We start from the raw sequence: 13,933 nt of genomic DNA, 5'->3' as shown, positions 1-13,933 counted from the left end.
TTGTTTGTAGTGGGGGTTGCGCTTGTTCTCCGGAGCACGCAACCCTTATTCGTGGGAGGTTTAACCCGTTAAAACCACAATCGAGGAGGAAATATAAAATGGCTAAAAAAGGTAAAAAGTTCACAGAAGCTGTAAAGCTAGTTGAACATATGAAAGCGTATGACGCAAAAGAAGCAATCGCACTTGCAAAGCAAACTAGTACAGTTAACTTTGATGCGACTGTAGAAGTTGCATTCCGTCTAGGAATCGACACGCGTAAAAATGATCAACAAATCCGTGGGGCAGTTGTACTTCCAAACGGTACTGGTAAAACTCAACGTGTTCTCGTTTTCGCTAAAGGCGAAAAACTTAAAGAAGCTGAAGCTGCAGGTGCAGACTTTGCAGGGGATGCAGAATATATCGCTAAGATCCAATCAGGTTGGTTCGACTTTGACGTTATCGTTGCTACTCCAGACATGATGGGTGAAGTAGGGAAAATTGGTCGTGTTCTTGGACCTAAAGGACTTATGCCTAACCCGAAAACAGGTACAGTAACATTTGACGTAGCGAAAGCTGTAGCAGAAATCAAAGCAGGTAAAGTTGAATACCGTGCGGACAAAGCGGGAATCATTCACGCGCCAATCGGAAAAGTTTCATTCGACGATGCTAAACTTGAAGAAAACTTCAAAACTGTTTTTGAAACTGTTCAAAAAGCGAAACCTGCTTCTGCAAAAGGAACTTACATGAAGTCAGTTAACATCACGACTACAATGGGACCTTCTGTAAAAGTGGATCCTTCAAGCGTTTCAATCAACAAATAAATAATGTTGACAAACAGAAAATCTTTTGATAAGATGACTTCTGTTGTGAATATAATCATTTGTACCGTAGACAGCAGGAGCGGCATGCCGCTTAAAACTTCCTGCCGAGGACAAGACGCTCTTTTTCTTTAAAAAGATGACGACTTTTCAGCCCTCAGTCTACTTCCGTAGATTGAGGGCTTTTCATTTCGGTATAAGTGACCCAAACTTTTTAGGAGGTGTCCAAATGAGCAAAGTATTAGAAGCCAAACAAGCAGTTGTTGGTGAAATTACGGATAAGTTGAAATCAGCAGCGTCCGTTGTTGTTGTTGACTACCGTGGTTTGACTGTAGGTCAAGTTACGGAACTTCGTAAACAACTTCGTGAAGCAGGTATTGACTTCAAAGTTTATAAAAACTCGATGTCACGCCGTGCTGCTGAAGCTGCAGGACTTGAAGGGTTGAACGAACACCTAACAGGACCGAACGCAATTGCATTTTCAAATGATGACGTCGTTGCTCCTGCAAAAATCCTTAACGATTTTGCAAAGAAAAACGAAAAGCTTGAAATTAAAGCTGGCGTAATCGAAGGTTTAGTTGCATCAGAAACTGACATTAAAGCATTGGCGGAACTTCCGTCACGCGATGGTCTACTTTCTATGCTACTCAGCGTACTTCAAGCTCCAATGCGCAACTTTGCGCTTGCAACAAAAGCTGTTGCAGAACAAAAAGAAGAACAAGGCGCATAATAACGCTGCCTGAAACAAACATTGCGGGTTAAATTCGATAAGTATATACTTGCGGGTACCTGACAAAACAACTACTAGGAGGAACATATAATGACTAAAGAAAACATTCTTGAAGCGATCAAAGAAATGACAGTACTTGAACTTAACGACCTTGTAAAAGCAATCGAAGAAGAGTTCGGCGTAACTGCTGCTGCACCTATGGCAATGGCAGGAGCTGGCGGCGGAGAAGCTGCTGCAGAGCAAACTGAATTCGACGTAATTCTTACTGCTGCTGGAGACCAAAAAATCAAAGTTATCAAAGCAGTTCGCGAAATCACTGGCCTAGGCTTGAAAGAAGCGAAAGCGGTTGTTGACGAAGCTCCAAAAGCAATCAAAGAAGCTGTTTCTAAAGAAGAAGCAGAAGAAATGAAAGCTAAACTTGAAGAAGTTGGCGCGTCAATCGAAGTTAAGTAATTTTTGAATAATGAAGAAAAGCTCGTCAGATATAGACGAGCTTTTCTTCGTTTTTTTATCTAGCCGGTAGTGGGAAATTACTATCTGCTTTTTGTTACTTTTTGTTATAAGTTTCTATACGAGGGGGAAGACTGGTATGTCTGAACATTATTACTCGGAAAATCCGAAGGTTAAAAGCGATCCGAAAGAATGGTCTGCGGAATTGCGTGGAAAAACACTTCGATTCAAAACGGATGCCGGGGTATTCAGTAAAGGGGAAGTGGATTTTGGTTCACGGCTTTTAGCTGAAGCATTTAGTGCGCCGGAATCAGAGGGTTTAATTCTTGATCTAGGTTGTGGATATGGTCCAATCGGTTTATCGATTGCCGCATCTTTTCCGGAACGGATTGTTCACATGGTCGACGTGAACGAACGTGCACTCACTCTTGCTGTGCATAACGCAAAACAAAACGGTGTTACAAATGCGGAGATTTATTCAAGTGATGCATTATCCGGTATCACGGCAGAGGGGTTTGCTGCAATTTTAACAAATCCTCCGATCCGTGCAGGAAAAGAGATGGTATTCAAGTTTTACGAAGGTGCTTTTTCCAAGTTGAAAGTCGGCGGTGAACTATGGATTGTCATCCAGAAGAAACAAGGTGCACCTTCAACAATTGATTTTTTGGAAAAGCTTTTTGGTAATGTTGAAACGGTTGTCAAGAAAAAGGGTTATTCTATTATTAAAGTTGAAAAGAATTGACGCTATAGTATTGATATGGTAAAGTTGTAAAATGCATAAATTATTATAGTGCAGTCGTATGCCTTTTTGCATGAAAAATGGAAATGAAAGGCATACTGACAATGTATAAAAGATAGTCAAACCGAAAATGAGCTCTTGCCGGAACTCGTTTTCTTTTTGTTTTTTCGATATCATACACTATATTTGTGGTTTCGAAAAGACCTAATATTGTTTTATAAGGGGTGAAAGAGTTGACAGGTCATCTAGTACAGTATGGTCAACACCGTCAGCGGAGGAGTTTCGCACGGATCAGCGAAGTGCTCGATCTGCCGAATCTGATTGAAATCCAGACGGCATCTTATGAGTGGTTCATGGAAGAAGGAATGATGGATATGTTCCACGATATTTCCCCGATTTCAGATTTTACGGGAAATCTTTCGTTGGAATTCATCGATTATACTCTTGGGGAGCCTAAATACCCTGTTGAAGAGTCAAAAGAGCGCGATGTTACGTTCGCAGCTCCAATCCGCGTCAAGGTACGTCTCCATAATAAAGAGACGGAAGAAGTAAAAGAACAAGACGTCTTTATGGGAGATTTCCCGCTGATGACGGAAAATGGTACGTTTGTCATTAATGGTGCTGAGAGGGTTATTGTCTCACAACTCGTTCGATCACCGAGTGTTTATTTCAGTGATAAGACGGACAAAAACGGTAAACGTGGTTTCGGTGCAACTGTCATTCCAAACCGTGGTGCTTGGTTGGAATATGAAACAGATGCAAAAGATGTTGTCCACGTCCGAATTGATCGGACTCGTAAATTGCCTGTTACAGTACTCCTTCGCGCGCTCGGATTTTCATCCGACCAGGAGATCATTGATTTAATCGGTGATAACGAGTATTTGCGCAACACGCTAGAGAAAGACAACACGGAAACATCTGAAAAAGCATTACTCGAAATATACGAACGTCTTCGCCCGGGTGAGCCACCAACACTTGATAGTGCGAAAAACCTGTTATTCTCTCGATTCTTCGATGCAAAGAGATACGACTTAGCCAATGTTGGACGCTACAAGATGAATAAGAAACTTCATGTTCAAAACCGTCTTTTCAATCAGACGCTAGCTGAAACGCTTGTCGATCCTGAAACAGGCGAAATTTTACTGGAGAAAGACCAACTCATCGATCGTCGCGCATTGGACAAACTGCTTCCGCATTTGGAAAAAGGTATCGGCTTTGAAGAGATTACCCACGCAAGTGGAGTTCTTGAAGAAAAGATAACAATCCAGTCCATTAAAATCTATTCTCCGAAAAGTGAAGAAAAGCAAGTAATCAACGTAATATCCAACGCGTATGTCGATGATTCTATTAAACATGTCACGCCGGCAGATATTGTTGCTTCAATCAGTTATTTCTTCAACCTTCTCCATGGGGTAGGTAATACGGATGATATCGATCATCTCGGTAACCGTCGTCTGCGCTCTGTAGGCGAACTACTTCAAAATCAATTCCGTATCGGGCTTTCCCGAATGGAGCGTGTCGTAAAAGAACGTATGTCTATAAATGATACGCAGTCGATTGTACCGCAGCAGCTGATTAACATCCGCCCTGTTATCGCATCGATTAAAGAGTTCTTTGGTAGTTCACAATTGTCCCAGTTCATGGACCAGACAAATCCGCTTGCCGAATTAACACACAAACGGAGGCTGTCAGCATTAGGGCCTGGTGGTTTAACAAGGGAACGTGCAGGAATGGAAGTACGTGACGTTCACTACTCCCATTACGGACGCATGTGTCCAATTGAAACGCCAGAGGGACCGAAGATCGGGCTGATTAACTCACTTTCAACATTTGCGAAAGTGAACAAGTTCGGATTCATTGAAACGCCATACCGCAAAGTTGACCCTGTCTCTGGTAAGGTCACTGCTAAAATTGATTACTTGACTGCAGATGTAGAAGATAATTACGTCGTGGCTCAAGCGAATGCAATCCTTTCAGAAGATGGTTCTTTCGTTAGTGAAGGAGTCGTTGGACGTTTCCAAGGGGATAATACAGTATTTAAACGCGAACAAATCGACTATATGGATGTTTCGCCTAAACAAGTAGTTTCTGCGGCAACTGCATGTATTCCATTTTTAGAAAATGATGACTCTAACCGTGCCCTTATGGGAGCGAACATGCAACGTCAAGCTGTTCCTCTTCTCAATCCGGAAGCGCCTTTCGTAGGAACTGGTATGGAACACATATCAGCACGCGATTCAGGTGCAGCTGTACTTGCGAAGTTTGATGGAATTGTCGAGCATGTTGAAGCGAGAGAAATCCGCGTTCGTCGCATTGAAACCGTGGATGGCAAAGAAGTGAAGGGTGATCTTGTAATACATCATCTAGAAAACTTCATCCGCTCGAATCAGGGAACTTGTTACAACCAACGTCCTATTTGTAGTGTAGGAGACAGAGTTAAGCCACTTGACATTCTTGCAGATGGTCCTTCCATGGAACAAGGAGAACTTGCGCTTGGTCGCAACGTTCTAACTGCCTTCATGACATGGGATGGCTTCAACTATGAAGATGCTATTATCATGAGTGAACGACTTGTGAAAGATGATGTATTCACATCGGTGCATATCGAAGAATACGAATCTGAAGCACGGGATACTAAACTCGGCCCTGAAGAAATCACGCGCGACATTCCTAACGTAGGTGAAGAAGCGCTCCGTAACTTGGATGACCGTGGAATCATCCGTGTTGGTGCTGAAGTGCGTGACGGAGATATCCTAGTCGGGAAAGTGACACCAAAAGGCGTAACTGAACTGACTGCTGAAGAAAGGCTTTTACATGCAATCTTCGGTGAAAAGGCTCGTGAAGTCCGTGATACATCCCTTAAAGTACCTCACGGGGCTAGCGGAATCGTTCTGGATGTTAAGGTATTCAACCGTGAAGACGGAGATGAATTGCCGCCGGGTGTTAACCAATTGGTGCGCGCGTATATCGTTCAGAAACGTAAAATATCCGTTGGGGATAAGATGGCTGGACGTCACGGTAACAAAGGGGTTATTTCTCGCATCTTGCCTGAAGCAGATATGCCTTACTTGCCGGATGGCACACCAATCGACGTCATGCTTAACCCGCTTGGCGTACCATCACGTATGAATATCGGACAGGTTCTTGAAATGCACCTTGGTATGGCATCCCGCAGTCTTGGGATTCATATGGCATCGCCCGTATTTGACGGAGCGAATGAACAGGACGTTTGGGAAACGATGGAAGAGTCCGGTATGGACCGGGATGGAAAAACGGTACTCTATGATGGTCGTTCAGGCGAAACTTTCGACAACCGTGTATCTGTTGGTGTTATGTACCTTATCAAATTGGCGCATATGGTCGACGATAAATTGCACGCTCGTTCAACAGGACCTTACTCACTCGTTACACAACAGCCACTGGGCGGTAAAGCTCAGTTTGGTGGACAGCGTTTCGGAGAGATGGAAGTGTGGGCGCTAGAAGCATACGGGGCTGCATATACGCTTCAAGAGATTCTGACTGTGAAGTCGGATGATGTTGTAGGACGTGTGAAGACGTATGAAGCAATTGTTAAAGGTGAAAGCGTTCCACAACCGGGTGTTCCTGAATCATTCAAAGTTCTAATAAAAGAACTTCAAAGCCTTGGTTTGGACGTTAAAATGTTATCGATTGACCTTGAAGAAATCGAGTTGCGTGATCTTGATGAAGATGACGATATGCAACCGACAGATGCTCTGAATCTGATAAAAGAAAATCAAACAGTTTGATTTGCCTAGTGAATGATATAAATGGTTCAAAGGGGAAATGCACATCTTCCCCTTTCTCTATTCAATATAATGTGTGCGCCTGCTCGGAAAAGCCAAATGCAGCGATAAGACTAAAGGGAGGTAGGCTCCTTGATAGATGTAAATAATTTTGAGTATATGAAGATCGGCCTTGCTTCGTCAGATAAGATTCGATCATGGTCATATGGTGAAGTTAAAAAGCCGGAAACAATTAACTATCGTACGTTGAAGCCTGAAAAAGACGGTCTGTTCTGTGAACGTATTTTCGGACCTACGAAAGATTGGGAATGTCATTGCGGAAAATATAAACGCGTACGTTATAAAGGCGTCGTTTGTGACCGTTGTGGAGTAGAAGTGACGCGTCAAAAAGTTCGCCGTGAACGCATGGGGCATATTGAACTAGCAGCTCCAGTGACGCATATTTGGTACTTCAAAGGAATTCCAAGCCGTATGGGACTCATACTCGATATGACACCACGTGCTTTGGAAGAAATTATTTACTTCGCATCTTATGTAGTAGTTGACCCTGCGGATACACCGCTTGAAAGAAAGCAGTTGCTATCCGAAAGAGAATATCGCATCTACCGCGAAAAATACGGAACTAAATTCCAAGCACTCATGGGTGCTGAAGCGATTGAGCGACTACTTGCGGCAATCGATCTTGAAAAAGAGATGGAGTTCTTAAAAGAAGAGTTGAAAACTGTTCAAGGACAACGCCGCACACGTGCGATTCGACGCCTTGAAGTCGTTGAAGCATTCCGTAATTCAGGCAATAAGCCTGAGTGGATGGTGCTGGAAGTATTACCAGTTATCCCACCGGAACTACGCCCAATGGTACAACTTGACGGAGGACGTTTTGCGACATCCGACTTGAATGATTTGTACCGAAGGGTCATCAACCGGAACAATAGATTGAAACGCCTCTTAGATCTTGGAGCACCGGGCATCATTGTTCAGAATGAGAAGCGGATGCTGCAAGAAGCAGTCGATGCACTTATCGATAATGGTCGTCGTGGCCGTCCAGTTACTGGACCGGGTAACCGTCCGCTCAAATCCCTTTCACATATGCTGAAAGGTAAACAAGGTCGTTTCCGTCAAAACTTACTTGGAAAACGGGTTGACTATTCTGGTCGTTCCGTAATCGTCGTAGGGCCAAACCTGAAAATGTATCAGTGTGGTTTGCCGAAAGAAATGGCTATTGAATTGTTCAAACCTTTTGTAATGAAAGAACTTGTTGAACGTGGTCTAGCACATAATATTAAGAGTGCTAAACGTAAAATTGAGCGTCTACATTCAGAAGTATGGGACGTTCTAGAAGAAGTCATTAAGGAGCATCCGGTCTTATTGAACCGTGCCCCGACTCTTCACAGACTGGGTATCCAGGCATTTGAACCAATCCTTGTAGAAGGGCGTGCAATTACGCTTCATCCACTCGTTTGTACAGCTTACAACGCTGACTTTGATGGTGACCAAATGGCAGTCCACGTTCCGTTATCGGCAGAAGCACAAGCTGAAGCGCGTCTTCTTATGTTAGCGGCACAAAATATATTGAACCCGAAAGATGGGAAACCAGTTGTTACTCCGTCTCAAGATATGGTGTTAGGAAACTATTACCTCACATTGGAACGTAAAGGAGCATCAGGTGAAGGAACTTCCTTCAGCAGCGCGGACGAAGCACTTATCGCTTACCATAACGGTCATGTGCATCTTCATTCACGTATTGCTCTTCAGGCAAGTACTTTGAACAACCCTACTTTCAATGAAGAACAAAATTCAAAACTATTACTAACAACGGTTGGTAAAGTTATTTTCAACGAGATTCTGCCTAAATCGTTCCCGTATATTAACGAGCCGACAGATTTTAACTTGCAAATTGAAACACCAGATAAGTATTTCGTAAGTGGTACTGTCAACATAAAGGACCATTTAGCTGAAATGGATTTAATTGAACCTTTCAAGAAAAAAATCCTAGGTAATATTATTGCGGAAATCTTTAAACGTTTCCATATTACAGAAACGTCGAAAATGCTTGACCGTATGAAAAACCTTGGATTCAAATACTCTACTCGTGCAGGAATTACAATCGGTATTTCCGATATCGTCGTTTTGCCGAATAAAGATGACATCTTGAATGAAGCACAAGACAAAGTGGACAAAGTACTACAACAGTTCCGTCGTGGTCTGATTACTGAGGAAGAGCGATATGATCGCGTTATCTCTTACTGGAGTCATGCCAAGGATGTAATTCAGGACAAACTGATGGATTCACTTGATCACTCTAACCCGATCTACATGATGAGTGATTCGGGCGCACGGGGTAACGCATCTAACTTTACGCAGCTAGCTGGTATGCGTGGTCTGATGGCCAACCCGGCAGGACGAATCATTGAACTTCCAATCAAATCGTCATTCCGTGAAGGTCTGACAGTGCTTGAGTACTTCATCTCGACACACGGTGCTCGTAAAGGACTTGCCGATACAGCCCTTAAGACGGCTGACTCAGGTTACTTGACACGTCGACTAGTTGACGTTGCACAAGACGTCATCGTCCGTGAAGATGATTGTGGTACAGATCGTGGATTGGATATCGGTGCGCTTATGGATGGAACAGAAGTTATCGAAGGTCTGGATGAACGTATCGAAGGCCGTCACACGAAGAAAACAATCTACCATCCTGAAACAGGTGCCCTAATCCTTAAACGTGATGGCTTAATTACGGCTGATGCAGCTCGTGCCATTTTGGATGCGGGACTTGAACAAATAACAATCCGTTCTGCGTTCACATGTAATACGAAACACGGTGTTTGTAAATTATGTTACGGCATTAACTTGGCAACAGGTGAAACAGTTGAAGTTGGTGAAGCAGTTGGTATTATCGCTGCACAATCAATCGGCGAGCCGGGTACACAGCTTACAATGCGTACGTTCCATACAGGTGGAGTTGCAGGTTCCGATATAACACAAGGTCTTCCACGTATCCAAGAAATTTTCGAATCACGTAATCCAAAAGGGGTTGCAGTCATTTCGGAAATCAAAGGTGAAATCGTCGAAATCGATGAAATACGTGAAGGTCAGAAAGAAATTACAATTCAAGGCGATGTAGAAACGCGGAAATACCTGACGCCATACAACGCCCGACTTAAAGTTGAAGTCGGTGATACGATTGACCGGGGTGAAGTTATAACAGAGGGTTCTATCGATCCGAAAGAACTGATTGTTGTCAAAGACGTCGTTACCGTTCAAGTCTATCTCTTGAAAGAAGTTCAAAAAGTTTACCGCAGTCAGGGTGTTGAAATCGGTGATAAGCACATTGAAGTAATGGTTCGCCAAATGCTTCGTAAAGTGCGCATCATCGAAGCAGGGGACACGGATCTATTACCGGGTTCACTACTCGACATCCATCAATTCTCAGATGCGAATGCGGAAGTGCTTAAAGTCAACAAAGTTCCAGCGACTTGTCGTCCTGTTATTCTCGGTATTACGAAAGCTTCACTCGAAACGGAATCCTTCTTATCGGCAGCTTCTTTCCAAGAGACAACTCGTGTCTTGACGGATGCAGCTATCAAAGGGAAAACCGATGAGCTACTCGGCTTGAAAGAAAACGTCATTATCGGGAAACTTGTTCCAGCTGGAACAGGAATGCAGCGTTACCGTCACATCGTTATGGAACAGGATAAAGAAAAAAGTGTAACGAAATAAGTTTGAAGTCTTTAACTCAACTGTAAATGGGGGGAACTCGAAAGACTTCCTCCTCATTTATAATTGAAAGTGTTGACAGTTTCCGATACAGGTGATAAAATACAAAAGGTTGATAGTTGATGTCTGTACTTTGGAGGATATGGAAATGTCTTATGAAAAAGTTGAGCAGGCAAAGAAGACGATCATCGGTACAAAGCAGGCAGTGAAAGCAATCCGTGCAGGGATAGTGATAGAAGTTATTATTGCGCAGGATGCAGAAGGACGGATTATTGCTCCAGTGATGGAGGAGGCCGAACTTCATAACGTTCAAGTAACGTATGTTGATTCGAGAGAAAAACTCGGAAATGCATGTGGCATTCAAGTCGGTGCAGCTGTGGTTGCGATTACTGATAAATAGTTTTTGTGCAGATTAGCACAAAGACTTTGTTTTTACCCCAAAAATGAACCACCTGGATGTGTGGTCTTACAAAAGAAGTTTGGAAGGAGGAAAAATCGATGCCTACAATTAATCAATTGGTCCGTAAACCACGTAAGACAAAAGTGGCAGGATCTAAATCTCCAGCACTTGGAAAAAGCTATAACAGTTTCAAAAAAGCTACGACAAACGTAAACTCACCACAAAAAAGAGGTGTTTGTACGCGTGTTGGTACAATGACACCGAAAAAGCCAAACTCGGCTCTTCGTAAATATGCACGTGTACGCTTGACAAACCAATTGGAAGTCAACGCATACATCGGCGGTGAAGGTCACAACCTTCAAGAGCATAGTGTTGTTCTTCTTCGCGGAGGACGCGTAAAAGATTTACCAGGTGTTCGTTACCACATCGTTCGTGGAGCACTTGATACAGCTGGTGTAACTGGACGTCTACAAAGCCGTTCTAAGTACGGAGCTAAAAAACCAAAAGTTAAGAAAAGCTAATTACACAACATAAAATCAAAATGATAGTTAAGCAAAACCCGCTTAAAAAATGATGATTGATGGTTATTTAAGCGGCAAACGCTTAAAAACTTGAAAGGAGGAATACAACATGCCACGTAAAGGCCCTGTTGCGAAACGTGACGTACTTCCGGATCCGATTTACAATTCGAAGCTCGTTTCACGTCTTATTAATAAAATGATGGTTGACGGTAAAAAAGGTACATCTCAAAAAATCCTCTATGGTGCGTTCGAGCTAGTGAAAGAACGTTCTGGAAAAGATCCACTTGAAGTATTCGAAGCGGCACTTACTAATGTAATGCCAGTTCTTGAAGTTAAAGCACGCCGTGTAGGTGGAGCAAACTATCAGGTACCAGTTGAAGTACGTCCTGATCGCCGTACAACTCTTGGACTTCGTTACCTTGTTAACTACTCACGCACACGCGGAGAAAAAACAATGGAAGAACGTCTTGCGAATGAAATCCTTGATGCTTCTAACAACACTGGTGCTTCTGTGAAACGCCGTGAAGAAATGCACAAAATGGCTGATGCTAACAAAGCATTCGCTCACTATCGCTGGTAAGCTCAAGCGATTCATAATTACTCTAATCCGAGACGGAAGGAGATCATATAATGGCTAGAAAATTCTCCTTAGAGAATACACGTAACATTGGTATCATGGCTCACATTGACGCTGGTAAAACAACGACAACTGAACGGATACTTTATTACACTGGTAAAATCCACAAAATCGGGGAAACGCACGAAGGTGCATCTCAAATGGACTGGATGGAGCAGGAGCAAGAACGCGGAATCACAATCACTTCAGCTGCTACAACGGCTGAATGGAAAAACCACCGCGTAAACATCATTGATACTCCGGGTCACGTAGACTTCACTGTTGAAGTTGAACGTTCACTTCGTGTTCTTGATGGGGCTGTAACAGTACTCGACGCTCAATCGGGTGTTGAACCACAAACAGAAACAGTTTGGCGTCAAGCGACAAACTACGGCGTTCCACGTCTAGTTTTCGTTAACAAAATGGATAAAACTGGTGCTGATTTCCTTTACTCAGTAGGCACACTTGTTGACCGTCTTGGAGCAAACGCGCATCCAATTCAATTGCCGATTGGTGCAGAAGATACTTTCGCTGCAATCATCGATTTAGTTGAAATGAAAGCAACTTTCTACGAAGATGATACAGGTTTAAATGCTGAAGTAAGAGAAATACCAGAAGAATATCGTGAGCAAGCTGCAGAATACCGTGAAAAGCTAATTGAAGCGGTTGCAGAATTCGACGAAGCACTTATGAACAAATTCTTGGATGAAGAAGAAATTACAAACGATGAAATCAAAAAGGCGATTCGTAATGCGACATTAGCCGTTGAGTTCTATCCGGTTGTATGTGGGACTGCTTTCAAAAACAAAGGTGTACAACTTGTTCTTGATGCTGTTATCGACTACCTTCCATCACCACTTGATATCCCAGCTATGAAAGGAACAAATCCTGAAACTGATGAAGAAGTTGAGCGTCACTCAGACGACAGCGAGCCGTTCTCGGCATTAGCTTTCAAAGTTATGACGGATCCTTATGTAGGTAAACTGACATTCTTCCGTGTATATTCCGGTGTTCTTCAATCAGGATCATACGTACAGAATGCTTCAAAAGGTAAGCGTGAACGCGTAGGACGTATTCTACAAATGCATGCGAACTCACGTGAAGAAATCTCTGAAGTACATTCAGGGGAAATTGCTGCTGCAGTTGGACTTAAAGATACAGGAACTGGTGACACACTATGTGATGCTAGCGCGCCTGTAATTCTTGAGTCAATGGACTTCCCAGAACCAGTAATTTCACTTTCTGTTGAACCGAAAACGAAAGCCGACCAAGATAAAATGGGTATGGCTCTTGCTAAGCTTCAAGAGGAAGACCCTACATTCCGCGCACATACAGACCAAGAAACAGGAGAAGTAATCATCGCTGGTATGGGCGAATTGCATCTTGACGTTCTTGTAGACCGTATGCGTCGTGAATTCAACGTTGAAGCTAACGTCGGAGCACCGCAAGTATCTTACCGTGAAACATTCCGTACTTCAGCGGAAGTTGAAGGTAAATTCGTGCGTCAATCCGGTGGACGTGGACAGTTTGGTCACGTTTGGATTGAATTCTCTCCTAATGAAGAAGGAAAAGGATTCGAATTCGTTAACAACATCGTTGGGGGATCAGTTCCACGTGAATATATCCCTGCAGTTGAAGCTGGTATCCGTGATTCACTAGATAATGGTGTAATCGCTGGTTATCCTTTGATTGACATTAAAGCCCGTCTATTCGATGGTTCTTATCATGATGTCGACTCCAACGAAATGGCGTTTAAAATTGCTGCTTCTATGGCACTTAAAAACGCAGTATCAAAAGTTAACCCAGTTCTACTTGAACCGATGATGAAAGTAGAAGTTCAAATTCCTGAAGAATACATGGGCGATATCATGGGCGATGTAACATCACGCCGTGGCCGTGTAGAAGGAATGGACGCTCGTGGTAATTCACAAATCGTTCGTGCAATGGTTCCACTAGCTAATATGTTTGGTTACGCAACATCTCTACGTTCTAACACACAAGGACGCGGAAACTTCTCAATGGCATTTGATCACTATGAAGAAGTGCCGAAATCAGTTGCAGAAGAAATTATCAAGAAAAACAAAGGCGAATAATAGCATTCTAATTTGTTTCTAATTAATATGTAAGTAGTAGATATGGGCAGTTAAAGGGGGGCCCCCCTTTAACACCTATAACTATATATAAAAACAAAAATAACTT

Annotated in this window: 10 protein-coding genes and 1 other annotated feature; all 10 genes read left to right on the top strand. The window is 43.0% G+C overall.

Annotated elements, in window-relative coordinates; genetic code table 11:
• Positions 1 to 98: 98 nt before the first annotated feature.
• Complete coding sequence (gene rplA / locus AC1TO4_RS07070) at positions 99 to 800, top strand: 50S ribosomal protein L1 (protein ID WP_482101600.1); 702 nt, start codon at positions 99 to 101, stop codon at positions 798 to 800.
• Between the two features lie 46 nt (positions 801 to 846).
• Positions 847 to 995, top strand: a sequence feature (ribosomal protein L10 leader region).
• 31 nt (positions 996 to 1,026) lie between these two features.
• Positions 1,027 to 1,527, top strand: coding sequence for a 50S ribosomal protein L10 (rplJ, locus tag AC1TO4_RS07065; protein ID WP_482101599.1), 501 nt, complete (start codon positions 1,027 to 1,029; stop codon positions 1,525 to 1,527).
• Between the two features lie 90 nt (positions 1,528 to 1,617).
• On the top strand, positions 1,618 to 1,980 hold the full coding sequence (gene rplL, locus AC1TO4_RS07060) for a 50S ribosomal protein L7/L12 (RefSeq protein ID WP_482101598.1): 363 nt from the start codon (positions 1,618 to 1,620) through the stop codon (positions 1,978 to 1,980).
• A 136-nt stretch (positions 1,981 to 2,116) separates the two neighbouring features.
• Entirely contained in the window at positions 2,117 to 2,719 is a 603-nt protein-coding gene (locus tag AC1TO4_RS07055; RefSeq protein WP_482101597.1) for a class I SAM-dependent methyltransferase, read from the top strand.
• 230 nt (positions 2,720 to 2,949) lie between these two features.
• Entirely contained in the window at positions 2,950 to 6,483 is a 3,534-nt protein-coding gene (rpoB, locus tag AC1TO4_RS07050; protein ID WP_482104729.1) for a DNA-directed RNA polymerase subunit beta, read from the top strand.
• Positions 6,484 to 6,612: 129 nt separating this feature from the next.
• Positions 6,613 to 10,200, top strand: a complete 3,588-nt coding sequence (gene rpoC, locus AC1TO4_RS07045; RefSeq protein WP_482101595.1) for a DNA-directed RNA polymerase subunit beta' — start codon at positions 6,613 to 6,615, stop codon at positions 10,198 to 10,200.
• 145 nt (positions 10,201 to 10,345) lie between these two features.
• Positions 10,346 to 10,597, top strand: a complete 252-nt coding sequence (locus AC1TO4_RS07040; RefSeq protein ID WP_482104728.1) for a ribosomal L7Ae/L30e/S12e/Gadd45 family protein — start codon at positions 10,346 to 10,348, stop codon at positions 10,595 to 10,597.
• A 98-nt stretch (positions 10,598 to 10,695) separates the two neighbouring features.
• Complete coding sequence (gene rpsL / locus AC1TO4_RS07035) at positions 10,696 to 11,118, top strand: 30S ribosomal protein S12 (protein WP_482104727.1); 423 nt, start codon at positions 10,696 to 10,698, stop codon at positions 11,116 to 11,118.
• 109 nt (positions 11,119 to 11,227) lie between these two features.
• Complete coding sequence (rpsG, locus tag AC1TO4_RS07030) at positions 11,228 to 11,698, top strand: 30S ribosomal protein S7 (RefSeq protein ID WP_067204733.1); 471 nt, start codon at positions 11,228 to 11,230, stop codon at positions 11,696 to 11,698.
• A 50-nt stretch (positions 11,699 to 11,748) separates the two neighbouring features.
• Positions 11,749 to 13,827 carry an elongation factor G gene (fusA, locus tag AC1TO4_RS07025; RefSeq protein ID WP_482104726.1) on the top strand — a complete coding sequence of 693 codons (2,079 nt, stop codon included), beginning with the start codon at positions 11,749 to 11,751 and terminating at the stop codon, positions 13,825 to 13,827.
• Positions 13,828 to 13,933: the final 106 nt, after the last annotated feature.

The organism is Sporosarcina sp. Y838 (assembly GCF_056786515.1).
Note: the sequence above shows the minus strand (reverse complement) of the source record. Positions and strands in the feature narration are given on the sequence as shown.

Excerpts from the sequence above, each read along its gene's own strand:
- rplA (WP_482101600.1), top strand. The coding sequence starts at position 99 with ATGGCTAAAAAAGGTAAAAAGTTCACAGAAGCTGTAAAGCTAGTTGAA.
- rplJ (WP_482101599.1), top strand. The coding sequence starts at position 1,027 with ATGAGCAAAGTATTAGAAGCCAAACAAGCAGTTGTTGGTGAAATTACG.
- rplL (WP_482101598.1), top strand. The coding sequence starts at position 1,618 with ATGACTAAAGAAAACATTCTTGAAGCGATCAAAGAAATGACAGTACTT.
- AC1TO4_RS07055 (WP_482101597.1), top strand. The coding sequence starts at position 2,117 with ATGTCTGAACATTATTACTCGGAAAATCCGAAGGTTAAAAGCGATCCG.
- AC1TO4_RS07040 (WP_482104728.1), top strand. The coding sequence starts at position 10,346 with ATGTCTTATGAAAAAGTTGAGCAGGCAAAGAAGACGATCATCGGTACA.
- rpsL (WP_482104727.1), top strand. The coding sequence starts at position 10,696 with ATGCCTACAATTAATCAATTGGTCCGTAAACCACGTAAGACAAAAGTG.
- rpsG (WP_067204733.1), top strand. The coding sequence starts at position 11,228 with ATGCCACGTAAAGGCCCTGTTGCGAAACGTGACGTACTTCCGGATCCG.
- fusA (WP_482104726.1), top strand. The coding sequence starts at position 11,749 with ATGGCTAGAAAATTCTCCTTAGAGAATACACGTAACATTGGTATCATG.